This is a genomic window from Xanthobacter tagetidis (assembly GCF_003667445.1).
GTDB classification, from domain to species: Bacteria; Pseudomonadota; Alphaproteobacteria; order Rhizobiales; family Xanthobacteraceae; genus Xanthobacter; species Xanthobacter tagetidis.
Map to the genome: position 1 here is coordinate 247,542 of NZ_RCTF01000005.1, position 23,759 is coordinate 271,300.

The window sequence follows — 23,759 nt, forward strand, 5'->3', positions numbered from 1 at the left end:
GAGGCACCGGGAGCGGTGACGTCAACCTTGACCGGGCGCCCGACGGCGCGGCGGTCCGCCGCCACGCCTGCGCTCCCTACCTCAACCCACGGCCCCGCCAACGGTTCCCACCCCTCGCCAAGGCCTTTCCGTGACAGCCCCTCTCGCGCATCTGCTCGACGCCGCCGCAGCCCTGACCGAGGCGCGGCTCGCCCGCGCCCTCGCCGCCGATGCCGAGACGGGCGAGCGCCTGCGGCCCGAGCGGCTGATGGCGGCCATGCGCCATGGCGCGCTGGCCGGCGGCAAGCGGCTGCGCCCGTTCCTGGTGCTGGAGAGCGCGGCGCTGTTCGGCATCGCGCCGCAGGACGCGGTGACAGCGGCAGCGGCGGTGGAATGCGTGCACTGCTATTCGCTGATCCACGACGATCTGCCCTCCATGGACAATGACGACCTCCGGCGCGGGCGCCCCACCGTCCACCGCGCCTTCGACGAGGCGACCGCCATCCTCGCCGGCGACGGGCTGCTGACCCTTGCCTTCGACCTGCTCGCGGGCGAGGACGCCCACCCGAGCGCGGCGGTGCGCATCGCTCTGGTGCGGGCACTGGCGCGGGCGTCGGGCATCGGCGGCATGGTGGGCGGGCAGATGCTCGACCTCACCGCGGAAGGCCGCTTCGACGGCGGCACGCCGCTCGCGCTCGACCTCGGCGCGATCCGCGACCTCCAGGCCATGAAGACCGGCGCGCTGCTGGTCGCCGCGTGCGAGGCCGGCGCCCTGCTCGGCGAGGCGGATGCGGACGCGCGCGCGGCGCTCATCGCCTATGGGCGGGCGCTCGGCGCGGCGTTCCAGATCGCCGACGACATCCTCGACGTGGAAGGCAGCATCGAGGCGGTGGGCAAGAGCGTGGGCAAGGATGCGAACGCCGGCAAGGCGACGCTGGTGTCCACCCTCGGCCTCGACGAGGCGCGCGGCGTGCTGGCGGACCTGGTGGCCGAGGCGCAGGCCGCGCTCGCCCCGTTCGGCAACCGCGGCGGCGTGCTGAGCGAGGCCGCGGCCTTCGTCGCCGCCCGCAAGAGCTGAGGCCCGGCGGCGCCCTGCCCGCCCCTCAGCCGTCCGCCAGCTTCTGGAGCGCCATCGCCCCGGCCGGCGCCCGCACCTTTCCGCCGTTGATGAGGTAGACGAACACGTCGCGCGCCGTGCTCTTTGCTGCGCTCTTGGCCGCGCTCTTTGCCGCGCTCTTGCCGCCCTTCTCCGCGGCCTTGCCGAACGTGGGGAGCCCTTCCGGCACCCTGCCCCGCACCCAATCCTCGGCCGCCCCGGACCAGTGCTTCAGCGCCGCGGCGTCATAGCCGGTCGCCACCTCCTCCCGCCCGCGCATCAGCCGGGCATATGTGAACGGCGCGGTGATATCGGCGATGGCGGGATGGGTGTCGTGATCCGCATAGACGATGGCGACCGCATGCTTGCGGGCGAGGGCGACGAAGTCGGCGCAGGCGAAGCTCGGGTGGCGCACCTCCACCGCATGGCGCAGCGCGACGCCTGCGTGGGCCGCCGGCAGCAGGTCGAGAAACCGCGCGAAATCGTCCGGGTCGAACGCCTTGGTGGGCGCGAACTGCCAGTTGATGGGGCCGAGCTTCTCGCCCATCTCGGCGATGCCGCTCGACATGAACCGGGCGACGCTATCCCCCGCCTCCGCCAGCACCCGCCGATTGGTGGCATAGCGCGGCGCCTTGAGCGCGAACACGAAGCCCTCCGGCGCCTGGGCCGCCCAGTCGGCGCAGGATTTGGGCGTGGGGTTGCGATAGAAGGTGCCGTTGATCTCGATGGTCTTGAGCGCCCGGGATGCGAAGCCCAGCTCCTTCGCCTGCGCCAGACCCTCGGGGTAGAACACCCCGCGCCACGGCTCGAACGTCCAGCCGCCGATGCCCACACGGATCGTCATGGCCTCTCCCTCCAGCCGCCTCAGGGCAGCGGCAGCACGTTGGAATATTTCACCTGCTCCAGCGCGAACGAGCTTTCGATGGAGGCGATGCCCTCCAGCCGCGTCAGCTTCTGCTTGAGGAACCGCTCATAGGCGTCGAGGTCGGCCGCCACCACCCGCAAAAGGTAATCCCGCGCCCCGGTCATGAGATAGCATTCCAGAACTTCCGGCCAGGGGCGGATGGCGGCGGCGAAGGCGTCGAGCGCGTCCTCGCGCTGGCGCTCCAGCCGGATCGAGACGAAGACGCTGACCGGCAGCCCCGCCTTGCGCTGGTCGAGCACCGCCACGTAGCGCGCGATCAGCCCCGCCTCCTCCAGCGCCTTCACCCGCCTGAGGCACGCCGAGGGCGAGAGCCCCACCTCGGTCGCCACATCGGTGATGCTGGCCCGCCCATCGCGCTGGAGGGCGGCAAGGATCTTTCGGTCGGCGGGATCGAGGCGCATGATCTGATCGTCTTTCGCTTCTGATACGCCAGATTTGTGCACCGATGCGGCGTTGTCGAGCACAAATCGGCGAAATGCACCGCCGGATCCACGCTAGACTGCGCAAATACCGGCGCCGCGCCGGAAGGCCCGTGACCGGGCCGTGATGAAGGGGCCGAGGACCAGCGCAATGGCACGCGAAACTGCACGCGAGACCGCACGCGACATCGACATCCTGGCCGCCCTGGAGCGCAAGGCGCTCTGGCTGGCGAGCTACATGATCCACAACGCCAACCACCTGCGCGAGAGCGAGGACGGCCTCAAGGTGGGCGGCCACCAGGCCTCCTCGGCCTCGCTCGCCACCATCATGACGGCGCTCTATTTCCACGTGCTGCGCCCCGAGGACCGCGTGGCGGTGAAGCCCCATGCGAGCCCGGTGTTCCACGCCATCCAGTACCTGCTCGGCTTCCAGAGCCGCGAGAAGCTGGAGAATTTCCGCGGCTACAAGGGCGCGCAGTCCTATCCCTCGCGCACCAAGGACGAGGACGACGTGGACTTCTCCACCGGCTCGGTCGGCCTCGGCGTCGCCCAGACCCTGTTCGCCTCGCTGGCGCAGGACTACGTCCACGCCCACGGCCTCGCGAACGGCCGCAAGAAGGGCCGCATGATCGCGCTGGTCGGCGACGCCGAGCTGGACGAGGGCAACGTGTTCGAGGCCCTGCTGGAGGGCTGGAAGCACGACGTGCGCAACACCTGGTGGGTGGTGGACTACAACCGCCAGAGCCTCGACGGCGTGGTGCACGAAGGCCTCTATGAGCGCTTCGTCGGCATCTTCGAGGCCATGGGCTGGCAGGTGGTGATCGTCAAGTACGGCGCGCTCCAGGAGGCCGCGTTCCGCGAGCCGGGCGGGCAGGCGCTGAAGCGCTGGATCGACGAGTGCCCGAACCCGGACTATTCCGCCCTCACCTTCCAGGGCGGCGCCGCCTGGCGCAAGCGCCTGATGGACGACCTCGGCGACCAGGGCGAGGTGTCCGCCCTCATCGCGCGCCGCTCGGATGCCGAGCTGTCCGCGCTGATGACCAATCTGGGCGGCCACGACATCTCGACACTGATCGACGCCTTCACCTCCATCACCCATGACCGGCCGGTCTGCTTCCTCTGCTACACCGTGAAGGGCTACGGCCTGCCGCTCGCCGGCCACAAGGACAACCACGCCGGCCTCATGACCGCCTCCCAGATGGAGGAGTTCCGCGCCGCCATGAACGTGCGGCCGGGCCACGAGTTCGACCCGTTCGAGGGCCTCGCGGTGCCGCCCGCGCAGATGGAGCGCTTCCTCGAGAAGGTGCCGTTCGCCCGCGAGGGGCGCCGGCGCTTCTCCTCCCCGGCCCTGCCGGTGCCGGCGATCGCGCCGCCGCCCAACGCGACGATCTCCACCCAGGCGGGCTTCGGCCTCATCCTCCAGGAGCTGGCGAAGGGCGACGGCGCGCTGGCCGACCGCATCGTCACCACCTCGCCCGACGTGACGGTCTCCACCAATCTCGGGCCGTGGGTGAACCGGCGCGGCCTGTTCGCGCGGCGCGAGCTGTCCGACGTGTTCAAGCGCGAGAAGATCCCCTCCACCTTCTCCTGGCAGTTCTCGCCCAAGGGCCAGCACATGGAGCTCGGCATCGCCGAGATGAACCTGTTCCTGCTGCTGTCGGCGCTGGGGCTTTCCCACTCGCTGTTCGGCGCCCGGCTCGTGCCGGTGGGCACGCTCTACGACCCCTTCATCTGCCGCGGGCTCGATGCGCTGAACTATGCCTGCTACCAGGACGCCCGCTTCATCGTCGTGGCGACCCCGTCCGGCATCACGCTGGCGCCGGAGGGCGGCGCGCACCAGTCCATCTCGACCCCGCTCATCGGCATGGCGCAGGACGGGCTCGCCGCGTTCGAGCCGTGCTTCGTGGACGAGCTGGCGGTGCTGATGCAGTTCGCCTTCGACTATGTGCAGCGCGACGGCGACGGCGAAGAGGACGAGCGCAACTGGCTGCGCGACGAGACCGGCGGCTCGGTCTATTTCCGCCTCTCCACCCGGCCGCTGGAGCAGCCGCAGCGCCAGTTCACCGAGGAGCAGCGCCGCCACATGGTGGACGGCGCCTATTGGCTGCGCCCGCCCGGCCCCAATGCCGAGGTGGTGATCGCGGTGCAGGGCGCGCTGGCGCCGGAGGCCATCGCCGCCGTGGCGCTGCTGGCCGAGGACCGGCGCGACGTGGGGCTTTTGATGGTCACCTCCTCCGACCGGCTGAACGCCGGCTGGACCGCCGCCGGCCGCGCCCGCGAGCGCGGCCTCGCCTCCGCCCGCAGCCATATCGAGCGGCTGCTGGAGCCGCTGCCGCGCCATTGCGGCATCGTCAGCGTGGTGGACGGGCACCCGGCGAGCCTCGGCTGGCTCGGCGCCGTCTGCGGCCACCGCATGCGGGCGCTCGGGGTGGAGCATTTCGGCCAGTCCGGCAGCCTGCCGGACCTCTACCGCCACTATGGCGTGGACACCGCCGCCATCCTCGCTGCCGCCCAGGCCTTGGCACCGGGCCGCCCGCTGCGGCACCTCAGGGCGGTGTAAGCCGAGCCGGGCGCGCCGTGCTCCGGCCGGGACAGGCGCCGGACCGGCGGCGCCCGCCTGCGCCGGGACCAGGGAGGACCAACCGGGAAACCGCGGGCGGGACCAGGCGGGACCGGCAGGACCGGGGCGGGACCAGGGCGGGACGAGAGGTGGACCAGCGCCGAATTCCCCGCCGGTCCCGGCCCAGGCGCCCGCCGCGTCCCGGATCGGCGCCGGGCAGCCCCGGCGTCGGGCGATACGGAGCATCGGGGAGATTCACCCTGCCAGCGAGACCCCCGATGCGCACTTGTCGGCGGCGGCGCTCTCCGCTAGAAGCGGCGCACCACACGCTCGGGCCCCGCGCCCCGCGCCTCTGCGGAGAGGTGGCAGAGTGGTCGAATGCACCGCACTCGAAATGCGGCATACGGGCAACCGTATCGGGGGTTCGAATCCCCCCCTCTCCGCCAGATATCCGATTTTATGATTTAAAATCAAACGCTTAGGTTCAAAGATCGTCAGATTCGCGCTTCGCGCCGAGCAGCGCGTCGGGTGTGGTGCCCAGCGCCTTCGATATCTTCACCAGCGTCGCCAAGTCCGGCTCCCTCGCCTCGCTCACATAGTGGAAATAGCGGCGCTCGTTCAGACCAGCCCGGCGGGCGGCTTCGGCGTTGGATGGGTTGAGCGCCGCGGCACGGGCTCGAAGATTGGCTGCAAACAGGTCCATGTGAACAAAATGTTCATGGCACCCCTCCTCGCCGCACTTGGTCTGATTGCCCTTTCTCCTGTGCCTTCCGCTGCCCAGCGCAGCGTCGAATTCGGCTACAAGGATCGCATCTTCGAGCAGAAATATGTGCTGCCGGATGCCCTCAGCGCCTTGGAGGCGCAGGGTATCTGGACGGGGGCCGTCGTGCCGGCCGCCACGGCAAGAGACGGCCAGCCAGACACAGATCCGGCCGTTGGAGAACCGCCTTGCCGAGATCAATCGCACCATCAGCCGGCTTCAGGGGCAGATGGCCAGCCGGCAGGGGCGCTCCTTCGCAATCCTCTCAACCCGCAGGCCGCCCTCTCGTGGATCGCCGGCATGAGCCAGGCCCAGGCCGAACTTGATCAAGCCAAGGCCGAACGCCTGGAAATCGACCGCGCTGCCCCGTCTGAGAAAGGCTCGGCCCCCTGTCGCGGCGACCGTGCCGGCAACTGGTCCTGCGATCGCTGATACAGACTGTAGGGAAGGTGCCGCCTGTCCCGTCATCTCCGCCACCCTGTTCTGCCGCACCCCGCAGCAGATGACGGTGGTTCTCTCGCAAAGGCCGGGGCCAAGCCGCCGGCAGGTCCGCGACGCCTTCATCGCCGCCGGCGACTGCCGCCAGGTGGCCCAGGGCGAGACGGTCACATGGACCGCCCCCATCGCCATCGTCACGCCGCAGGGGGAAGGCCCGGCCGAACTGGTGCCCGTGACGCTCTCCGATGGATCAACGGGCGTCCTACTCAAGGACGGCATCCTGCCACGGTCGCCCGCTCGCTGACCCGCATTCATTTCCACACGCTGGGGGATCACATGAAGGTCGTTATGAAAAATCCGCGTACGGGCGAGCTGAGGCAGGTGAAGGTCGGCTGGAGCTGGGTCCTGTTCCTGTTCTCCGCCTTCCTCGGCATCCCGCTGTTCCTGCGCCGGCTCTATCTGCTGGGCGCGCTCATGGTGGCGGTGAACATCGCCAGCTCGATCCTCTCGAACAGCGCCACGGAGCAAAACCCCATGGGCGCCTTCATCGGCCTTGGCGTCCAGGCGGCATTCCTAGCCTATCTCGGCATGAAGGGGAACGAGCTGACCGCGAAGAGCCTGCTCGACAAGGGCTGGATCTTCGCCAAGCCGGAGAGCCTCGAGGCCCAATATGCCGCCTCACGCTGGGGCATCGAGCTGCCGGCCACACCCACAAGCCAGCAGCCGGCTGGGGCCTGAGCACCCCGCAACGACAATGCCGCCATGGCCAAGGCGAGCGCCAGGCCATGGCGGCGCCCATTGCTTCAGAAGGCCGCCAGAGGCCGAAGCATGAAAAATGTTGCCGTTGCCGCTCTGGCGATCTTTCTGGCCGCCAGCGGCCTTTTTGCCCAGGCGCAACAGATGCCGGCCGAACTCGTCCGCTTTATGAACCCAGGAACAGCGCCATAGGCCCATGCGGCGTGGCGCTGCTTCCGGAAGCACCCCGCGATCGGCATCTTTGTTCTGTATGCCGTCAGCCGGCAGGGATCTCCAGCGCGAGGGCGATGCCCTGACCGCCGCCGATGCACATGGTGACCAGGGCCCGACACCCGCCGATGCGGTGAAGCTCGTAGAGCGCCTTGACGGTGAGGATCGCGCCGGTCGCCCCAACGGGATGGCCCAGCGCCACAGCGCCGCCATTGGGGTTGACCTTCGCTGGATCGAAGCCGAGTGCGCGCGACACTGCGCAGGCTTGGGCAGCGAAGGCCTCGTTCGATTCGATCACGTCGAAATCCTCGACCCGAAGTCCGGTTCGGTCGAGAAGGCGGCGCACCGCCGGAACCGGGCCGATGCCCATCTCTGACGGGTCGACGCCAGCATGCGCATATCCCGCGATCCGCGCAAGAATCGGGAGGCCGTCGCGCTGTGCCTTTTCTTCCTCCACCAGCACGAGAGCGGCCGCACCGTCATTGACGCCGGACGAGTTGCCGGCTGTCACCGATCCGCCCTTCCTGAAAACGGGCCTCAGGGCGGCGAGCTCCTCGGGCTTGGTGTCGCGCTTCAGATGCTCGTCCGTGTCGAAGAGGACAGACTCCTTTTCCTTTCGCACCTCGACGGGGAGTATCTGATCCCGGAAGCGGCCGGCATCGATGGCGGCGGCAGCCCGCCGCTGGCTTTCCAGGGCAAGGGCATCCTGCTCCTCGCGGCCGACCTGATAGCGATCGGCCACGTTCTCGGCCGTTATGCCCATGATGCCGTTGCCGAACGGGTCGGTAAGGATGCCCGTGAGGTGGTCGGCGGCGGCAACATCGCCCATCCTCTGGCCGAACCGTGCTGCGCTGAGGAGGTGCGGCGCGCGGCTCATGCACTCCGCGCCGCCGGCCACGGCAATGTCCGCGTCGCCGAGCATGATCGACTGGGCGGCAGAGATGATGGCCTGCACGCCGCTCCCGCACAGCCGGTTCAGCGTCATGGCGGGAACCTCCTTCGGAATGCCGCCGCCCATGGCCGCAGTTCGGCCCAGATAGGCGTCGCGCGACTCGGTGACGATGACGTTGCCGAACACCACGTGCTCCACATCGCCCGGCGCGACGCGGGCGCGCGTCAGCGCCTCCCTCACGACCAAAGCTCCAAGGTCGGTCGGCGCGAGACCGGCGAGCGCGCCGCCGAAAGTGCCGATCGCCGTGCGCACGCCCGACGTGATCACCACGGTCCGACGCGTGAAATGGGCGTGTCCCATCAGCTGACCTCCTTCTCGAACTCAGGCTTGCGGCGCGCCAGAAAGGCTGCGATGCCCTCGCGGAATTCCGCGCCGCCGGCCGCTGCCGCCATGCTGCGCGCCTCGCGCTCCAGCTGGGTCTCGAGGCCGGCGCCATAGCTCTCCAGGAGCAGGGCACGCGCCGCGCCGATGGCGCCGGTCGCCGCCGCGCACAAGCGCAGCGCCTGGGCGCGGCCCTCCGCGTCGATCTCGGCATCGTCCACGACGCGGGTCACGAGGCCGATCCGCTCGGCCTCCTCGGCCTGAATGCGCCGGTTGGTCAGGATGATCTCTTGGGCCTTCCTGAGGCCCACCAGCCGCGGCAGGAGCCAAGACATCCCCCCATCCGAGGTCAGGCCCACGTTGCCGTACGCGGCCGTGAAATGGGCGGAGCGCGCGGCGAGAACCACATCGCCGCAGATTGCGAGGCTGGCTCCGGCTCCCGCCGCCGGTCCATTGACCAGCACCAGCAGCGGCTTCGGCATGCGCATCAGTCGTGAAATCGCCATGTGGAGGATGCCGGCAACTTCGCTGATGTAGCTGGATGCCGCTTCGCCGGCTGCTGCGAAGCCGCCGATATCTCCACCGCCGCAGAACAGGCGCCCGTTCCCGGTCAGCACGACGCATCGGATCGCGGCGTCGTGGTCGCAGCGGATCACGGCTGCGAGCAGCGCGCGCGCCAGGGGCAGGTCGATGGTGTTGCCCACGGCAGGCCGATTGAGGGTCAGGGTGGCGATGTGTTCCCGGATTCCGACGTCCAGCGGGGTGGCTGCGGTCGCCTCCAAGGTCTCGGCGGCGGTACTCATCTCGGCCCCATCCGGATCGCGCCGTCCAGGCGGATGACCTCGCCGTTCAGCATTGGATTGGCGATGATGGATTCCACCAGTTGCGCATATTCGTCGGGATGCCCGAGGCGGCTCGGAAAGGGCACCTGGCGCCCCAGCGACTGCTGCACCTCCTCCGGCAGGCTCTCCAGCATGGGAGTCAAGAAGATGCCGGGCGCAATGGTCAGCACGCGGATGCCGTATTGCGCGAACTCGCGCGCCAGCGGCAGCGTCATGCCTGCCACCGCACTCTTGGAGGCGGCGTAGGCGGACTGGCCGACCTGCCCCTCGAAGGCGGCGACTGAGGCGGTGTTGACGATCACGCCGCGCTCCTCACCCAGCGGCTCGCAGGCATGAAGCTGTCCGGCGAACTTCGACACGACATTGAAGGTGCCGATCAGATTGATCTCGATGATCCGCCGGAAGTCGGCGAGCGGCTGCACGCGCCCGTGCCGGTCGATCACCTTGGCCGGGGGCGCGATGCCGGCGCAATTGACCAGCACGCGAACCGTTCCGGCCAGCCTCTCCGCGTCCTCGAGGGCCGCCGAGATTGCGGCCTCGTCGGTCACGTCCACGCCGATCGCGTGGCCGCCGATGGCCTTTGCGTGTGCGCTGGCTCCTTCTAGGTCTCGGTCGAAGAGCACCACTCTCGCGCCGGCCTTGGCAAGGCGTGCTGCCGTTGCGCCGCCCAAGCCGGAGGCTCCGCCGGTCACGATCGCACCGATATTCTTGAGATGCATAATGTCTCCGTTGCTTGACAGCGCCACCGCCCGCTTCCAGGCGACATCATACTCATGTAGATCTGAAGCTTATAATCTACTACCTGATATCTTCTATAAGATTAGATTTATTGATGTATTCTTTGATATCAAAAGTACACACGCCACAATCGAGTCTGGTGATCGATCGAAACGTTTCGCGAGCGGCATCGGACGCGGGCCGCGAAATGGCATCGCCATACAAATTCAACGTAATGGCTTCCCTACCCCCAGCGATGTGCACCAGCGCCGTGATCTCCCGAATGAAATCATGCCGCTGCTTCACGGTGACCAACTGTTCCGGTCGCAGAAAGAGACCTTTGACCTTGGTGGCGAGATCGCATCGCCCGAGCCATCCCTCGATCCGCCGGCCCGTGCGTCCGCAGGAACTCAATCCGGGAATCCAGGCGCTCAGGTCGCCCAGCGCCAGCCGGATGAGCGGGCGCTCGGGATCGAGCTTGGTGACAACGACCTCTCCCCGACTGCCTTCCGGTGCGGGGCGGCCTGTCCCGGGATCGATGATCTCGACATGAACATGCTCGGACGTGATCAGCCCGTCCCGGCTGGTGCTCTCATAGGCGATCAGGCCCACGTCGGCCGTCGCATAGGATTGGAAGATGTCGATGCCGTAGCCGTCGAACCTGTCTCGGAGCTGAGGCGTCAATGCCGAGCCCGTCAGCAGCGCTCTTCGGATCGACGACACATCGATATCCTGGGCGATGGCACGGTCGAGCACGATGTTGAGGAAGTCGGGCGTCCCGGCGAAGACCGTTGGCCGGTAAGCCGCGACAAGCTGCACCTGCTGCTCCGTATTTCCGGGGCCGGCGGGGATGACCGCAGCGCCCACCCGACGGGCCCCGGCATCGAAGAAGAACCCTCCCGGGGTAAGATGATAGCTCAGGGTGTTGAGGACGATGTCGCCGGCGCCAACCCCTGCCGCATGAAAGGCCCGACCGGTCCCCCACGGATCTCGGTCATCCGTTTCCGGCTCGAAGATCGGACCGGGCGATTGGAAGAGCCGGGCGAACGCCGAAGGTGGAAGCGCACTCAATCCCCCAAACGGAGGCCGGGCGGCCTGGAGCGCCGGAAGCTCGCTTTTCCTGAGCAGGGGCAGGGCTTCCAGAGCCTGCGGGGTGCAGACCGACTCCGGGTCGACGCCGCCAAGACCCTCTGCATAGGCAGGGAGTTTCTGCGCCGCCCGGACAGCATTCGGAAGTTCCGAGAAGAACGCACGCGCGCGCTCGTCCGGGCTGCGTGTCTCCAGAAGATCGAAATGCGTCGACACGGCGTGCTCCAAGCTGCGTGGAAGGCGCTGCGTCCACAGTGGGATCGCGGATCGCAGGAGGTCGTTCAGGCGAGCCAGCGTTTGCGGCGACGATAGTGCTTGCCGTCCTTGAAGCTCTTCCGAGTCTCGCCGGACAGGCCCATGTAGAATTCCTTGACGTCGTCATTGGCCAGGAGCTGGTCCGACGTCCCGTCCAAAACCACGCGTCCGCTCTCCAGCACATAGCCGTGGCTTGCATAGCGCAGGGCGATGTTGGTGTTCTGCTCGGCCACCAGGAACGTGACGCCGGTGGAGCGATTGAGGTTTCCCACGATGTCGAAGATTTCCTCGACCACCTGCGGGGCCAGGCCCATCGATGGCTCGTCGAGCAGCACAAGGCGGGGATTTGACATCAGCGCGCGGCCGAGCGCGCACATTTGCTGCTCGCCCCCGGAAGTATACCCGGCCTGGGATTTCCGCCGCTCCTTCAGGCGCGGGAAGTACTGATAGATGCGATCGAGATCCTCGCGCACGCTCTTGCCGATGTTCGAGCGCGCGAATGCACCCGTCAGCAGGTTTTCCTCGATCGTCAGGTGCTGGAAGCAGCGCCGGCCCTCCATCACCTGGATGCAGCCTTGGCGGACGAGGTCGTGCGGGGTGACGTCCGTGGTCGAACGCCCTTCGAGCTTGATCGACCCGCGCGTCACTTCCCCGCGCTCCGACTTCAGCAGGTTCGATATGGCCTTCAGCGTGGTCGTCTTGCCGGCACCGTTGGCGCCCAGGAGCGCGACGATGGCGCCCTTCCCGACCTCGAGACTGACCCCTTTCAGGACCAGAATGACATGACTGTAGATCACCTCGACGTTGGCGACCTCCAGCAGCGCAGGCGCGCCGCGCTCCGATCGATCTCCCTGCCCCTGAGTTGATATCGGCACCACCGGTCCCATCCTCCTGTATCGTCATCGATCGGCATGAACCGAGGCGGCCCGGCCCGCCTGAGGTGGGCCGGGCCGCCATCGCTCAATTGTCGCAGGACCTCGGGGAGATCCCCTTCTCCTTGCCGTAGGCTGCTGCCGATGCCTCGATCAGCGGGCGGACCATCTTCTGGTCGGTCGCTACCCAGTCGCTGACGGAAACCCACTTCTGGCCGTCCCATTGCTGGAAGCGGATCGGTGCGCCGCCTTCATGGTCGAGGCACGATGTGCTGAAGGGCGGCAGCAGGCCGGTGGCGCCCAGTTGCGCAATCCGCTCGGGCGTGAAGTTCAGATGCTCCAGCCCCCACTGCATCTGCTCGCCGGTGATTGGCTTGCCTTCGCCGAACTTCGCCTGGGCGACCCGGATCGCCTCCATGGTGATCAACCCGATGACCACGCCGCGATTGTAGCGGGTGGTGCCGACGTCGCGACGCTCGCCGCTGCCCTTGCCCCGGTCATAGACGTATTTGAGGATGTCCTGGATCACCGGAAAATCCGTGCCCGAGCCATTCATGGCCGCGCTGATGTAATTCTTCGCAGCCGCCCCCGCAGGCACCGTATCCTCCTCGGCGCCGCTCCAATAATTGCCCACCAGGCGGTCTCGAGGAAACCCGATCGCTGCAGCTTCCTTGATGGCGGTCTGCGTCATCAGACCTGCGCCCTGCATCACGATCCAGTCCGGCGCATACTGGCGGATCTGAAGCCAGACGGACTTCTGGTCGATGCCTGGGCTCGGTACCGGCATGTGCTTGACCTCGAAGCCGTATGTTTTTGCAAGCCGGTCATAGACGCCGATGGTCTCCTTGCCGTAGGGGGAGTCGTGGTAGAGATCGACGATTTTCAGCCCCTTAAGCTTGTCCATTCCGCCCTGGCGCTCGCCAATATACTTCACCATTGCGGTGGCCTGGCTCCAGAAGTTCGTGACCAGGGGAAAGGCGTAGGGAAAGTACCTGCCGTCGGCTGCGTCGGTCCTGCCGTTCCCCAGCATAATCAGCGGAATCTTGTCCGCCTGCGACTTCTCGAGAACGGCATAAGCGAGGCCGGTACCGTAGGGGTTCCACACTGTCGCGCCGCGCCCCTTCAGGCGCTCGTAGCATTCCACCATGCGGTCGGGCTGATAGGCGGTCTCGCATTCCTCCCAAACCAGCTTGACGCCGTTGATGCCTCCGTCGCGCTCGTTGAGCATCGCCATGTAGTCCATGTAGGCGACCATGGGCGGCGTGCCGAAGGAGCCCATGGGCCCGGTGCGATAGAGCGTGATGGGGATGAACTGCTCCTTCGCAGTCTGCGCCCCTGCGGGCGCCAGCGTCGCTCCCGCGATGCCTGCGGCAAGTGAAAGTCGTGAAGCCAGCTTCCAAAACATCGTTATGTCTCCTCCGTATCCCATTTTTTCTGTTATTGAACTGCTAGTAAGGAAAGGGCCAGATCCGCATGCGCTGTCGAAATATCTGCCACATCTTGGCCATGCCATGCGGTTCTTTGATCAATAAAATGATGATAAGCGCGCCGTAGATCGCCATCTGGGCATGGCTGAGCAGGTCTGCGTGGCCGCCAGTTCCCAGCAGAGCGAACAGGTTGTCGAGCAGGATCGGAAGCAGGATGACGAAGGCCGCGCCGAAGAAGCATCCGACGATCGTGCCAAGTCCGCCGATGATGACCATGAATAGGATCTGGAACGACCTGTTGAGGTCGAATGCCTGCGGCTCGACGGTTCCGATGTAGAAGAACACCCACATGGCACCCGCCAGGCCGCAATAGAACGAACTCACGGCGAATGCGACGAGCTTGGTGCGCAGCGGGCGGACGCCAATGATCTCCGCCGCGACATCCATGTCGCGGATCGCCATCCAGGAGCGGCCGATGGCGCTGCGGACCATGTTCTTCGCTGTAACGGCAACGGCGACCGTCATCGCGAGGACGATGAGATAGCGCTGTGCCGCGCCACTCATATCATAGCCGAAGATCTGCACCGCAGGCGCCGAGATGACACCGGATGTGCTGTAGTTGGTGAACCACGGAACCCGCACAAACAGCCATTCGATGAAGAACTGCGACGCCAGGGTGGCGACCGCGAGGTAGAAACCCTTGATGCGCAGCGATGGCAGGCCGAAGATGATGCCAACGCCGGCCGATACCAGGCCCGCCAGAATCAGCACCACGATGATGTTGAGCTCAGGTATCCGGATCGCGAAATTGTAGGCAGCGAACGCGCCCACCGCCATAAACCCTCCGGTGCCGAGCGACAGAAGTCCGGCATAGCCGACGAGGATGTTCAGGCCGATTGCTGCGACACTGAAGATGAAGAACGGGATAAGGATTGAGCTCAGCCAGTATTCACTCGCTACAGCGGGAACGAGGAAGGCGAGCCCGACCAGCGCTACGATCGCCCAACGGTCCTGGTCCACCGGGAAGATGGCCCGGTCGGCCTTATAGGTGGTCTTGATGAGGCCACTGTCTCGATAAAACATCTCACACCCGCTCGATGATCTTTTCGCCGAAGAGGCCCTGGGGGCGCACGAGCAGCACCGCAAGTGCCAGCACGTAGGCAAACCAGGATTCGATCGCGCCCCCCACGACCGGCCCGACGAAAACCTCGGCAAGCTTCTCCGACACGCCGATCAAAATCCCGCCGACGATCACGCCGGGGATGGACGTGAAGCCGCCGAGGATGAGGACCGGAAGTGCCTTCAGGGCGACGACGGAGATCGAGAACTGCACGCCGAGCTTGGCGCCCCACACCAGCCCCGCAAAGAGCGCGGCCATTCCCGCAAGGCTCCAGACCACCACCCAGATGAAATTCAGAGGAATGCCGATGGACAGCGCCGCCTGGTGATCGTCCGACACCGCCCGCAGCGCCCGCCCGATGCGGGTGAACTGAAAGAAGACCGCGAGCGCGATCACCATGGCGATCGCCACCGCCGCGGCGAAGAGGTCGATCTTGCCGATGTACAGTCCATGGATGATCCACGGCTCGTCCGGGATTCCCAGATCCAGCGTATAGACCCGCGATCCCCAGATCATCTGGCTGATCCCCTCGATGAGGAAGGTCAGGCCGATGGTCGCCATGAAGAGGGTGATGGGCGGCTGGTTGACCAGCGGCCGCAGAAGGAATCGTTCGATGGCGGCGGCGACGAGAACCATGACCGCCATGGTCGCCAGCAAGGCGGCCCAGAATCCGACGGTCGCGGGGCCCATCGCATCGAAGATCTCGGTCGCCCGGACGAAGACGAGCGCGGCGAGGAGGACGAGCGCGCCCTGGGCGAAGTTGAAGACGCCGGAGGCCTTGTAAATCAACACGAAACCGAGGGCGACCAGCGAATAGAGGAGCCCCGCGAGCAACCCGCTGAGTGCCACCTCCAGGACGAAAAAGGGCGTAGGCATCAGCGCTTGGCTCCCAGATAGGCGGCGATCACGGCGGGATCATTGCGGACCTGCTCGGGAGCGCCATCGGCAATCAGGCGCCCATATTCGAGGACCGCGATCCGGTCAGAGAGGTCCATCACCACCCCGATGTCGTGCTCGATCAGTGCGATCGCGGCGCCGAACTCCTCGCGCACGTCGAGGATGAAGCGGCACATGTCCTCCTTCTCCTCGAGATTCATGCCCGCCATTGGCTCGTCCAGAAGGAGCAGATCGGGCTCCATGGCGAGGGCGCGCCCGAGTTCGACCCGCTTTTGCAGCCCATAGGGCAGCTGCCCGACCGGCGTCTTGCGGATGTGCTCGATCTCTAGGAAGTCGAGGATGCGCTCGACGTGCTGGCGCTGGTCGAGTTCTTCCCGCACGGCGCGACCGACCTGAAGGGCCTGCTCGAACACCGAGCTGCGAACCTTGAGGAGCCGGCCCGAGAGGATGTTGTCTAGCGTGGTCATGCCTTTGAAGAGGGCGATGTTCTGGAACGTCCGGGCGACGCCGCCGCGCGCCGCCTCATAAGGGCTCATATAGCTCCGAGCGCGGCCCTTGAAGGTGATCGTCCCTCTCTGAGGCCGGTAGAAGCCATTGATGATGTTCAGCACCGAGCTTTTGCCGGCGCCGTTGGGACCGATGATGGCGCGGATCTCGGATGGCCGGATATCGAAGGTCACGCCCTGTACCGCCTTGATCCCTCCAAAGGAGAGGCTGACATCGTCGAGCTTCAGGATCGTGCCTGTTGCAGGGGCTGCGTGCGCAGCTGCGCTGGCGGGCGTCATCGCACCGGCTCCGGAGCGAAGGTCCGCGCCTGTCGAATGGGAACATGCGCCCGCACGATCCCGACCCGACCGTCTTCGAAGGTGGCACGCGTCTCGAAGTCTACGCTGTCGTCATCCCCGTACATCGCCTCGATCAGTGCCCCATAGCGCTCGGCGATGACGCGGCGGCGGACCTTTCGCGTGCGCGTAAGCTCGCCATCGTCAGCGTCCAGTTCCTTTGGCAAGATCAGGAAGCGGTGGATCTGAGCGCCGGCGAGCTGCAGCTCGCGCGCGAGGCTGCGATTCGCCTCCTCTATCTGTCCGGAAACGAGATCGTACACTTCCATCCTGCCGGCAAGATCGGCATAGCTGGTGAAGCTGATGCCCCGCCTCTCGGCCCAATTGCCGACCGCTTCCAGTTCGATGTTAATGAAGGCACACACGTTCTGCCGCCCGTCACCGAAGGCCACGGCCTCCTTGATGGACGGGAAAAACTTCAGCTTGTTCTCGATGTATTTCGGCGCGAACAAGCTGCCCGACAACAGCCGCCCCACGTCCTTGGCGCGATCGATGATCTTGATGTGGCCGTCGTCGGTGACGATGCCGGCATCGCCCGAGCGTACCCAGCCTCCTTCATCCTTCGCGTCGCCGGTCGCATCTTCGGTGCGGTAATATTCCTTGAACACGCCGGGGCTGCGATAGAGCAGCTCTCCCTGCTCGGAAAATCGAACTTCGACTCCGGGGGCAGGACGGCCGACGGTGTCCGAACGCACGTCGTCGTTGGCGTGAACGCAGACATAGACGCTCGATTCCGTCTGGCCGTAGACCTGCTTGAGGTTGACGCCGAGCGAGCGGTAAAAGTCGAATATCTCCGGGCCCAGGGCCTCGCCCGCGGTATAGGCCACGCGCAGGCGACGAAGCCCCAGCGTGTTGAGAAGCGGTGCATAAACGACGAGCCGTCCGATCCCGTAGAGCAGCCGCTGGCCCGCCGACACGGGCCGGCCCTCCAGCAGCCGCACGCCGGTGCTCCGGGCCACCGCCATGAAGAAGGCGAACAGCCTGCGCTTGATCCAGCCGGCATTCTCCATGCGGATAGTCACATCGGTGAGGATGGATTCGAATATCCGCGGCGGGGCGAAAAAATAGGTCGGTCCGACCTCGCGCAGATCGGTCATCAGGGTTGCCCCACTCTCCGGACAGTTGACGGGGAAGCCGACGAGCGCGGACTGGGCGTAGGAAAAGAAGTGGTCCCCGATCCACGCCATCGGCAGATAAGCAAGTACGCTGTCGCTGCCCGTCAGGCCCTCGAACGCGGCCATGGTGCTCGCCGTGGCGATAAGGTTGTCGAAGGTCAGGACGACTCCCTTCGGCTTCCCGGTGGTGCCGGAGGTGTAGCAGATGATCGCTACGTCGCCGCCGCTCCCCTCGGCGACGGCGCGCGCGAAGAATGAGGGATCCGCGGCACGCTTTGCGATCCCCAGCGCGCGTACTTCCTCCATGCTTCTGAGGCCCGGCTCGGCATAGCTGCGAAGCCCGCGCGGATCCTTGAAGATTAGGCCGCTGAGGCGAGGAAGGTGATCCCGGACGGAGAGAACCTTGTCGATCTGTTCCTGGTCCTCCGCGAGCACGAAGCTGGCCCCGGAATGATCAAGGATGTGCACAGCCTCCTCGGCGATGGAATCCTGGTAGATGGGAACGGGAATCGCCCCGACTGACTGGATGGCATATGTCGCCCAGTAGAACTGGGGGCGGTTCGCGCCGAGCAGGGCGACCCGATCGCCGCGCTCCAGACCCAGGCTCGCGAGCCCGCAGGCGAGCAGTTCCGCCTCCTCGGCGACCTCGCTCCAGCTGTAGGACTGCCAGATGCCGAATTCCTTCTCGCGCACGGCGGGATCACTTGCGTGACCCTTGGCCCTGCGCAGAAGAACCTTTGGAAAGGTATCGTCAGACTCGCTCCCGGTCGCCTGATCCCGCGGCGCGGCGCGGGCATCCGAGGCCGCGCCGCGCACCGAAAGATCCGGGAGGCGAGCCTCCTCAGTCACTGCTGGCATTGCGCTCCATCCCCCAAATCGCCAGTTGGCCCGACGTTCGATTTTTCGACATACCTAACAACCGTTATTTTCAAACTTAGTGGGCTGGAAATCCGACGTCAAGTGCTCCATGATCCCAAAACACCATTGCGGCCTGCATTTGGATCGGTGACTGGAGTGAGGTTCGAGCTTGGCACGTATACATAACGATGAAACGGGAACGAGAGAGCAGATACTAAGTTGTGCCGCCCGTCTATTTCGAACTGAGGGCTACGCAGCCGTAACACTGCGTGGAATTGCAAAAGCGATTGGCATGACAACCGGAAGTTTATATTACCACTTTTCATCCAAGGAGGACATTGTTCGCGAGATTCTCGATCAAGGGCACAAAAGGGTGTTCTCGGAAGTTCGCGGAGCCATCGAGGCTTTGGGCGAGAATGCGCCTTGCGAAGCGATCCTGAAGGCAGGAATTCAAAAACACATCGAATGCCTCCTGGGCGAAGACAGCTTTCCCTCCGCCAACACCCGTATTTTTGCGCACGTTCCCGTGGAGGTGCGCGCGCCCACGCTCGGTGAGCGCCACAAGTATGAACTTTATTGGACCGATATATTGAAGAGTTGCCAGAAGCGGGGGGCCATTCATCCGGATATCAATCCGCATACCCTGTCGTTATTGTTGTTCGGAGCGATGAATTGGACGTTGGAATGGTATAAGCCGGGACGGCATGGCATCGAGAGCATTGCCGATAACCTCGTCTTGCTTGTGTTGCGCGGGCCCAAGGTCGGGGCGCGGCAGGATGGTGAGCGCACCCCAAGCAAAGTCCGGAGTGTCCGTTCGGTTGCTGCCAAGGCGTAGGAACCGGGCTGTCGATGCTATTTCTGACGCCTACATCGAAATAAAGCATATATTTCAACATATTGTCTTGCATCATGTGACGACCTTGCCGGCATTCACGCAGGTCCCACCGGGGCCTAACAGGCGTTTTGCGCTATCGGCATCTCCACCGGGCACGCATGAGGACCTACAAAGGCGCATGCTGGCATGCCATTCCCTCATTCGAGGCGCCGACATAAGGCCTTACTCCTCGCGGGGCATGCCGGCTCGGCCGGGTCGAACGCGCTTGACTTCAGCCTCTCGCCTAATTATCGCATAACAGTCGTTATTTTCGGCGCTCCCGTTCTGTGCGGGCCGTTCGCCGGACTGCGAACTTATGAGGGAGGATCGAATGGCCGAAAACGAGCCCAGGCTGACGGGTGGACGTGCGGTTGCCCGGACGCTGGTCGAGAATGGAGTCGAGCACATGTTCGGCATCCACGGCTATATCAACAACGTCCTGGAGGAGGCGTTTCGCCTCGGAATCAAGAACATCCATTTCCGCCATGAGCAGTCGGCAGGATTTGCTGCTGACGCCTATGGCCGGATCAAGAGAAAGACCGGCGTTTGCTATGCCTCTTCCTCGGGCGGGATGTCGAACTATCTGGCGCCGCTGTCCCAGGGCATCGGCGCCCTCAGCCCCATGCTGCTGCTGGTGGGGCAGCACGGCACCGCCGGCGATCACCTCGATATTCTGCAGGAGGGATATGCCGCCGAGTGCTTCCGTCCGGTAACGAAATGGACCAAGCGCCTGGTGGACTGGGAGCTCAATTCCTTCTGGACCCAGAAGGCCCTGCGCGAGACCTGCGGGTATCCGCCCGGCCCGATCTGCCTCGAGATCCCCGTCAACAACCAGTGGCGCTTTGGCCCGGAGGGGCAGCGCAAATACATCCCGGAGCACGGTCAGCCCCGGCTGCCGCTCAGCAGCGGCGATCCCAAAGAGATCGAGAAGCTGGCAGAGCTGCTGCTGGCGTCAAAGCGCCCAGTCATCGTCGCCGGCGACGGCGTCTATTGGTCGGACGCGGCCGACGAGCTCCTTGCTCTCGCCACGCTGTTGCAGGTTCCGACCAATACGCGACGTACCGCGCGCGGTGCCGTCTCGGAGCTCAGCCCCCTCGCCTTGCCGAGCTCCACCAGAGGAGCACTCTTGCGCGAGGCTGATCTGATCCTGCTGGTGGGCATGCGGGCGGGCGAATTGGAGTCCTGGTTCGAGGCTCCCGACTGGCCACGCAAAGCGGTCAAGTATGCCCAGGTCAACGAGGTGGCGGGCGAGCTGTGGTACCCGCTGCCGTCGGAGGTCATGATTGCGGGGTCGAGCAAGCTCGTCCTTCAATCGCTGCTCGCCATCTGCGCCGAGGAACTGGGCAGCCGTACCGTCGATCGGACGGACTGGATCGCGAAGCTGCATGGCGCTCAGCGCCGCAGCATCGAGAAACGGGCCGAGCTGAGGAAGAAATTCGCCAACCACACGCCGATCCACACCTACGAGCTGACGGATGTCATCGCCAAAATGATCGACGACGACGCGACCGTGATTTACGATAGCTATTCGGGCTCGCTCTACCTCACGGACGCTTTGCGCGCGCGATTTGCTGGCCAGATCCTCGATGCGGGCCCGCGCGTGGCGCTCGGCCAGGGTATCGGCATGTCCATAGGCGCGGCGGTCGCGCGCCCCGGCAAGCAGGTCGTCACGCTGGTGGGCGACGGCGGAATGGGCATTGCCGCGCCCGATATCGAGACCATGATCCACTACGGCTTTCCATGTGTGGTCATCGTCCTCAACAACAGTTCCTGGGGCGGCAATTCGCTGATGGGAGAGGACATCCACCCCAACATCGACTGGTCGGTGGGCAAGAACAACCGCTGGGACCTCGCGTTCCAGGCGCTCGGGGCCCATGGCGAGTTTGTCGAGCGCTCGGAAGATCTCGAACCGGCCCTCAGGCGAGCCTTCGCCTCCGGCAAGCCGGCGGTGGTCAATGTGATCGCCGACTGCGACGGCGTGGAGTATTCGCAAGCCTGGCTGCGGCTGAAGTCCGGAGATATGTATTCTCGCGGCCTCAGCGAGATCGGCCCCGAAATACGTCAGCACTTCGCCGTGTCGGCGCTCAACGCCTTGCGCATCCGAAAGGCTGCGGAAGACAATGGGACGCATATTCCTCTGTCTTTCATCGCCGAGTTGACGGGAAATGACGAGGCAAAGCTCCGCGATCTGGCTGAGCAGTCGAGTTACATCGTACCGGAATGAGCCAAGCGCTGTCGTTGGCGGAGGCGGCCGGGAAAGTCCGGTCGCCCCCACATTCGACCTTTTGAAAGCAGCTGCCAGCTATCTCGTTTTATGCCGAACGACTGAGTGTCGGCTTCCTGCATTCAGCAAAGCATCCCCCAGACGCAATTCGCGCACCCACATCGGCGCTGCCCCTGCGCTTGCGCTGCTACAATCCCGGACTAGGAACGGCGCTGTTCGTATTCCTGCCGCTCAGTCTATCGACGATTTTCGCGATTGGGCCCGTCGGCGCCAGCTTTCATTATGCGGCGCTGGGCCTGGTTGTCGCCGTGCACGCCCTCGTCATCGGCGGCGTTCTCGCGCTTGTCAGGCGGCTGCGGCTTGAAAGAACTTCATAGGCGTCACGCTGTTGCGGATAGCGCTGAGAATGACGCAGGCCGGCACCATACTCGGAAACGACCGCGACAGCCTCCGGCCAAACTCAGCTGATCCTCGTTGCGCGAGCCATACGGGCACACGGCTGGGCTCGCTCCCATTCCGGCACGTCCCCTGCCTCCGGGCAGGGGGAAGCGTTAAGGTAAGGCCATGGGATTCGGCGTCTTCATCCACAGAACCGATTCGATCTACGACGACAGCCCGGCGGAGCGGTATCAGTTCCCGCGCAATTATCTGGGCCGCGTGGAGGCCTGCGTCGGCGATTGGATCGTCTATTGCGAACCTGGAAAGTTGGTGGAGACGCGTGGCTACTTCGCTATCGCCAAGGTCGCGGAGGTAGTGCCAGACCCAACCGCTCCTGGCCTGTTTCTCGCGCTGATCGTGCCCGGCAGCTACCTCGATTTTCCCAACGCGGTGCCCTTCGCCGATGCGGCGGGGATCATCGAACAAGGACTTTTGAACGAAGACGGACGCATTTCCGGTCGCGCTCAGTTCGCCGCGCGCTCACTCTCGCCATCGGTATTTTGATTTTCGAGACAGGGATGGAAGTTTTATACATATGGCAGCTTTAGTCGTCGGCGAAACGTGCCCACAGAAGGTTCGCTTCTTATACCACCCACATAGGAGAGCTTTAAGATACTCTATGCGGCCAGTGGCCGCGAAGCGGACCTCAGAACGAGAGGCGCAAAGCACGGGAGTTGCCCTTGCTGCCTCCTTGGCTTTGAAATAGTTGAACGCTTGCCCGATACCGCGAATTTTCTTGTTTTACCCGCTTATTAAAATTTCGTGCGCCACAGGCTCGATTTCATCCAGAAATCGCTTCGCATTCCGGCAGTAATGAGCAGCTACCGACATAAATTCTTGGATATCCTCCTCACTCAACGTCCGGCGGAGCTGGGCCGGGGCGCCGGTCCAGAGTTCACCCCGCTTCACGCGCTTGCCCGAAGTGAGAAGCGAGCCGGCGCCGAGAACCCCACCGCCTTCCACCACCGCGCCATTGAGGATGGTCGAAGCCATGCCGACGAACGCGCCGTCCTCAAGTGTGCAGCCATGTATCAGGCATGAATGGCCGATGGTCACGTCATCGCCAACCAGCGCGGCGAAGGGGCCCGGGTCCACATGGATGACGGTGCCATCCTGTATGTTGGTGCGTTCCCCGATCCGGATCTTATTGGCGTCACCGCGGAGAACGCAGTTGAACCAGATGCCAGAGTGCGCGCCGATGTCCACATCTCCGATCACACTTGCCGAGGGCGCCACCCAGGCCGACGGCGCGGCACGGGGAACGAGCGAACCCAGCCGGTAGAAGGGCGAGGCAGCAGTTTCACGGGTCATCGCTCTGTCCACCCGCTCAGAGATAATACGACTTGTGCATGATTTTCCACTCGCCCTTGCAGCAGGCGAGATTGAAAAGATCCTGCCCTTCCATTGCCTTGTCACCCATCACGAAAGCGAAGGGAACACGAACGCTGGCGATGTGGTCTACGATCCGGACATCGATTTCCTTCGCTTTCTCCTCGGCATTGTCGTATTTTTGGTGCAGGGAGCCGATAACCTTGACGAATTCATCCAGCGTGATGGTGCGGATTTCATCGCCTTTGACATAATAGTGAGCGATGTTCGCATGCGGATCGAAGGTCGCACGAAACTCGCCTTCGTTCCAGGTCCGCACGGCATCGAGATAACGCTCAATGACCTTGCGCACGGCATCAACCTGTGCCTCCGGATGGGGAGCGCTCATCTTTCTTCTCCTGTCTTGCAGCTGATCTTATCTACGCGGGGGCCACCTCGCGTTCT

22 protein-coding genes, 1 tRNA gene and 1 pseudogene are annotated in these 23,759 nt (G+C 64.9%); 9 read left to right on the forward strand and 15 right to left on the reverse strand.

Features of this window, described 5'->3' with window-relative positions; all coding sequences use genetic code 11:
- The first annotated feature begins 130 nt into the window (after positions 1-130).
- The gene (locus tag D9R14_RS08620; protein ID WP_184759460.1) at positions 131-1,057 is read left to right on the forward strand and encodes a polyprenyl synthetase family protein; all 927 of its coding nucleotides are present in this window, start codon (positions 131-133) and stop codon (positions 1,055-1,057) included.
- 25 nt (positions 1,058-1,082) lie between these two features.
- On the opposite strand, the gene D9R14_RS08625 is transcribed toward D9R14_RS08620, so the two are convergent.
- Both D9R14_RS08625 and D9R14_RS08630 read right to left on the reverse strand, forming a co-directional pair.
- Positions 1,083-1,919, reverse strand: a complete 837-nt coding sequence (locus tag D9R14_RS08625) for a DUF72 domain-containing protein (RefSeq protein WP_184759462.1) — start codon at positions 1,917-1,919, stop codon at positions 1,083-1,085.
- A gap of 20 nt (positions 1,920-1,939) precedes the next feature.
- The gene (locus D9R14_RS08630) at positions 1,940-2,401 is read right to left on the reverse strand and encodes an Lrp/AsnC family transcriptional regulator (RefSeq protein ID WP_121622915.1); all 462 of its coding nucleotides are present in this window, start codon (positions 2,399-2,401) and stop codon (positions 1,940-1,942) included.
- A gap of 169 nt (positions 2,402-2,570) precedes the next feature.
- Here D9R14_RS08630 and D9R14_RS08635 point away from each other — a divergent pair, with 169 nt between their 5' ends.
- A complete protein-coding gene (locus D9R14_RS08635) occupies positions 2,571-4,979 on the forward strand; it encodes a thiamine pyrophosphate-binding protein (RefSeq protein ID WP_121622916.1) in 2,409 nt (802 codons plus the stop codon).
- 356 nt (positions 4,980-5,335) lie between these two features.
- A tRNA-Ser gene (locus D9R14_RS08640) sits at positions 5,336-5,425 on the forward strand.
- Between the two features lie 38 nt (positions 5,426-5,463).
- On the opposite strand, the gene D9R14_RS08645 is transcribed toward D9R14_RS08640, so the two are convergent.
- Positions 5,464-5,682, reverse strand: coding sequence for a helix-turn-helix domain-containing protein (locus D9R14_RS08645; RefSeq protein WP_342634778.1), 219 nt, complete (start codon positions 5,680-5,682; stop codon positions 5,464-5,466).
- A gap of 15 nt (positions 5,683-5,697) precedes the next feature.
- Between D9R14_RS08645 and D9R14_RS22885 the strand changes: the two genes are divergently transcribed.
- From D9R14_RS22885 to D9R14_RS08655, 3 genes are all read left to right on the forward strand, one after another.
- Positions 5,698-6,171: a hypothetical protein gene (locus tag D9R14_RS22885; protein ID WP_147452990.1), complete on the forward strand. Its 474-nt coding sequence runs from the start codon at positions 5,698-5,700 to the stop codon at positions 6,169-6,171.
- A 76-nt stretch (positions 6,172-6,247) separates the two neighbouring features.
- Positions 6,248-6,481 carry a hypothetical protein gene (locus D9R14_RS08650; RefSeq protein ID WP_170168555.1) on the forward strand — a complete coding sequence of 78 codons (234 nt, stop codon included), beginning with the start codon at positions 6,248-6,250 and terminating at the stop codon, positions 6,479-6,481.
- A 44-nt stretch (positions 6,482-6,525) separates the two neighbouring features.
- Positions 6,526-6,915 carry a hypothetical protein gene (locus D9R14_RS08655; RefSeq protein WP_121622918.1) on the forward strand — a complete coding sequence of 130 codons (390 nt, stop codon included), beginning with the start codon at positions 6,526-6,528 and terminating at the stop codon, positions 6,913-6,915.
- Between the two features lie 274 nt (positions 6,916-7,189).
- Here D9R14_RS08655 and D9R14_RS08660 read toward each other — a convergent pair whose 3' ends face one another.
- The 10 genes from D9R14_RS08660 to D9R14_RS08705 all read right to left on the reverse strand — a co-directional run bounded on the left by D9R14_RS08660 (position 7,190) and on the right by D9R14_RS08705 (position 18,450).
- Positions 7,190-8,395, reverse strand: coding sequence for an acetyl-CoA C-acyltransferase family protein (locus tag D9R14_RS08660; RefSeq protein ID WP_121622919.1), 1,206 nt, complete (start codon positions 8,393-8,395; stop codon positions 7,190-7,192).
- The gene (locus D9R14_RS08665) at positions 8,395-9,219 is read right to left on the reverse strand and encodes an enoyl-CoA hydratase/isomerase family protein (RefSeq protein ID WP_121622920.1); all 825 of its coding nucleotides are present in this window, start codon (positions 9,217-9,219) and stop codon (positions 8,395-8,397) included. Before D9R14_RS08665 ends, D9R14_RS08660 begins: the two co-directional genes overlap by 1 nt.
- Positions 9,216-9,977: an SDR family NAD(P)-dependent oxidoreductase gene (locus D9R14_RS08670; protein ID WP_121622921.1), complete on the reverse strand. Its 762-nt coding sequence runs from the start codon at positions 9,975-9,977 to the stop codon at positions 9,216-9,218. Before D9R14_RS08670 ends, D9R14_RS08665 begins: the two co-directional genes overlap by 4 nt.
- 79 nt (positions 9,978-10,056) lie before the next feature.
- Positions 10,057-11,280 (reverse strand): phenylacetate--CoA ligase family protein, encoded by a 1,224-nt coding sequence (locus tag D9R14_RS08675; RefSeq protein ID WP_170168556.1) that lies wholly within the window; start codon positions 11,278-11,280, stop codon positions 10,057-10,059.
- Between the two features lie 65 nt (positions 11,281-11,345).
- Entirely contained in the window at positions 11,346-12,206 is an 861-nt protein-coding gene (locus tag D9R14_RS08680) for an ABC transporter ATP-binding protein (RefSeq protein ID WP_121622923.1), read from the reverse strand.
- A 73-nt stretch (positions 12,207-12,279) separates the two neighbouring features.
- Positions 12,280-13,596, reverse strand: a complete 1,317-nt coding sequence (locus tag D9R14_RS08685) for an ABC transporter substrate-binding protein (RefSeq protein WP_121622924.1) — start codon at positions 13,594-13,596, stop codon at positions 12,280-12,282.
- 43 nt (positions 13,597-13,639) lie between these two features.
- Positions 13,640-14,701, reverse strand: a complete 1,062-nt coding sequence (locus tag D9R14_RS08690) for a branched-chain amino acid ABC transporter permease (protein WP_121622925.1) — start codon at positions 14,699-14,701, stop codon at positions 13,640-13,642.
- Position 14,702: 1 nt separating this feature from the next.
- Positions 14,703-15,614: a branched-chain amino acid ABC transporter permease gene (locus D9R14_RS08695; RefSeq protein WP_121622926.1), complete on the reverse strand. Its 912-nt coding sequence runs from the start codon at positions 15,612-15,614 to the stop codon at positions 14,703-14,705.
- Positions 15,614-16,420 carry an ABC transporter ATP-binding protein gene (locus D9R14_RS08700; protein ID WP_121622927.1) on the reverse strand — a complete coding sequence of 269 codons (807 nt, stop codon included), beginning with the start codon at positions 16,418-16,420 and terminating at the stop codon, positions 15,614-15,616. The genes D9R14_RS08695 and D9R14_RS08700 overlap by 1 nt, the downstream gene beginning before the upstream one ends.
- Positions 16,417-18,450, reverse strand: a complete 2,034-nt coding sequence (locus tag D9R14_RS08705; RefSeq protein WP_121622928.1) for an AMP-binding protein — start codon at positions 18,448-18,450, stop codon at positions 16,417-16,419. Before D9R14_RS08705 ends, D9R14_RS08700 begins: the two co-directional genes overlap by 4 nt.
- Before the next feature lie 169 nt (positions 18,451-18,619).
- Here D9R14_RS08705 and D9R14_RS08710 point away from each other — a divergent pair, with 169 nt between their 5' ends.
- From D9R14_RS08710 to D9R14_RS08725, 3 genes and pseudogenes are all read left to right on the forward strand, one after another.
- Positions 18,620-19,285: a TetR/AcrR family transcriptional regulator gene (locus D9R14_RS08710; RefSeq protein ID WP_121622929.1), complete on the forward strand. Its 666-nt coding sequence runs from the start codon at positions 18,620-18,622 to the stop codon at positions 19,283-19,285.
- Positions 19,286-19,655: 370 nt separating this feature from the next.
- Positions 19,656-21,548: a thiamine pyrophosphate-binding protein gene (locus D9R14_RS08715; protein ID WP_170168557.1), complete on the forward strand. Its 1,893-nt coding sequence runs from the start codon at positions 19,656-19,658 to the stop codon at positions 21,546-21,548.
- A gap of 564 nt (positions 21,549-22,112) precedes the next feature.
- Positions 22,113-22,487: pseudogene (locus D9R14_RS08725) on the forward strand (hypothetical protein); the annotation flags it as partial.
- A gap of 240 nt (positions 22,488-22,727) precedes the next feature.
- Here the strand turns inward: D9R14_RS08725 and D9R14_RS08730 are convergent.
- Both D9R14_RS08730 and D9R14_RS08735 read right to left on the reverse strand, forming a co-directional pair.
- Positions 22,728-23,297 carry a gamma carbonic anhydrase family protein gene (locus tag D9R14_RS08730; RefSeq protein ID WP_210210824.1) on the reverse strand — a complete coding sequence of 190 codons (570 nt, stop codon included), beginning with the start codon at positions 23,295-23,297 and terminating at the stop codon, positions 22,728-22,730.
- A 16-nt stretch (positions 23,298-23,313) separates the two neighbouring features.
- Positions 23,314-23,703, reverse strand: coding sequence for a nuclear transport factor 2 family protein (locus tag D9R14_RS08735; protein WP_121622931.1), 390 nt, complete (start codon positions 23,701-23,703; stop codon positions 23,314-23,316).
- Positions 23,704-23,759 lie beyond the last annotated feature (56 nt).

Coding starts and splice junctions, on each gene's coding strand:
- D9R14_RS08625 (WP_184759462.1), bottom strand. CDS start 1,919: ATGACGATCCGTGTGGGCATCGGCGGCTGGACGTTCGAGCCGTGGCGC.
- D9R14_RS08630 (WP_121622915.1), bottom strand. CDS start 2,401: ATGCGCCTCGATCCCGCCGACCGAAAGATCCTTGCCGCCCTCCAGCGC.
- D9R14_RS08635 (WP_121622916.1), top strand. CDS start 2,571: ATGGCACGCGAAACTGCACGCGAGACCGCACGCGACATCGACATCCTG.
- D9R14_RS08645 (WP_342634778.1), bottom strand. CDS start 5,682: ATGGACCTGTTTGCAGCCAATCTTCGAGCCCGTGCCGCGGCGCTCAAC.
- D9R14_RS22885 (WP_147452990.1), top strand. CDS start 5,698: ATGGCACCCCTCCTCGCCGCACTTGGTCTGATTGCCCTTTCTCCTGTG.
- D9R14_RS08655 (WP_121622918.1), top strand. CDS start 6,526: ATGAAAAATCCGCGTACGGGCGAGCTGAGGCAGGTGAAGGTCGGCTGG.
- D9R14_RS08660 (WP_121622919.1), bottom strand. CDS start 8,395: ATGGGACACGCCCATTTCACGCGTCGGACCGTGGTGATCACGTCGGGC.
- D9R14_RS08665 (WP_121622920.1), bottom strand. CDS start 9,219: ATGAGTACCGCCGCCGAGACCTTGGAGGCGACCGCAGCCACCCCGCTG.
- D9R14_RS08670 (WP_121622921.1), bottom strand. CDS start 9,977: ATGCATCTCAAGAATATCGGTGCGATCGTGACCGGCGGAGCCTCCGGC.
- D9R14_RS08680 (WP_121622923.1), bottom strand. CDS start 12,206: ATGGGACCGGTGGTGCCGATATCAACTCAGGGGCAGGGAGATCGATCG.
- D9R14_RS08685 (WP_121622924.1), bottom strand. CDS start 13,596: ATGTTTTGGAAGCTGGCTTCACGACTTTCACTTGCCGCAGGCATCGCG.
- D9R14_RS08690 (WP_121622925.1), bottom strand. CDS start 14,701: ATGTTTTATCGAGACAGTGGCCTCATCAAGACCACCTATAAGGCCGAC.
- D9R14_RS08695 (WP_121622926.1), bottom strand. CDS start 15,614: ATGCCTACGCCCTTTTTCGTCCTGGAGGTGGCACTCAGCGGGTTGCTC.
- D9R14_RS08700 (WP_121622927.1), bottom strand. CDS start 16,420: ATGACGCCCGCCAGCGCAGCTGCGCACGCAGCCCCTGCAACAGGCACG.
- D9R14_RS08705 (WP_121622928.1), bottom strand. CDS start 18,450: ATGCCAGCAGTGACTGAGGAGGCTCGCCTCCCGGATCTTTCGGTGCGC.
- D9R14_RS08715 (WP_170168557.1), top strand. CDS start 19,656: ATGGCCGAAAACGAGCCCAGGCTGACGGGTGGACGTGCGGTTGCCCGG.
- D9R14_RS08730 (WP_210210824.1), bottom strand. CDS start 23,297: ATGACCCGTGAAACTGCTGCCTCGCCCTTCTACCGGCTGGGTTCGCTC.
- D9R14_RS08735 (WP_121622931.1), bottom strand. CDS start 23,703: ATGAGCGCTCCCCATCCGGAGGCACAGGTTGATGCCGTGCGCAAGGTC.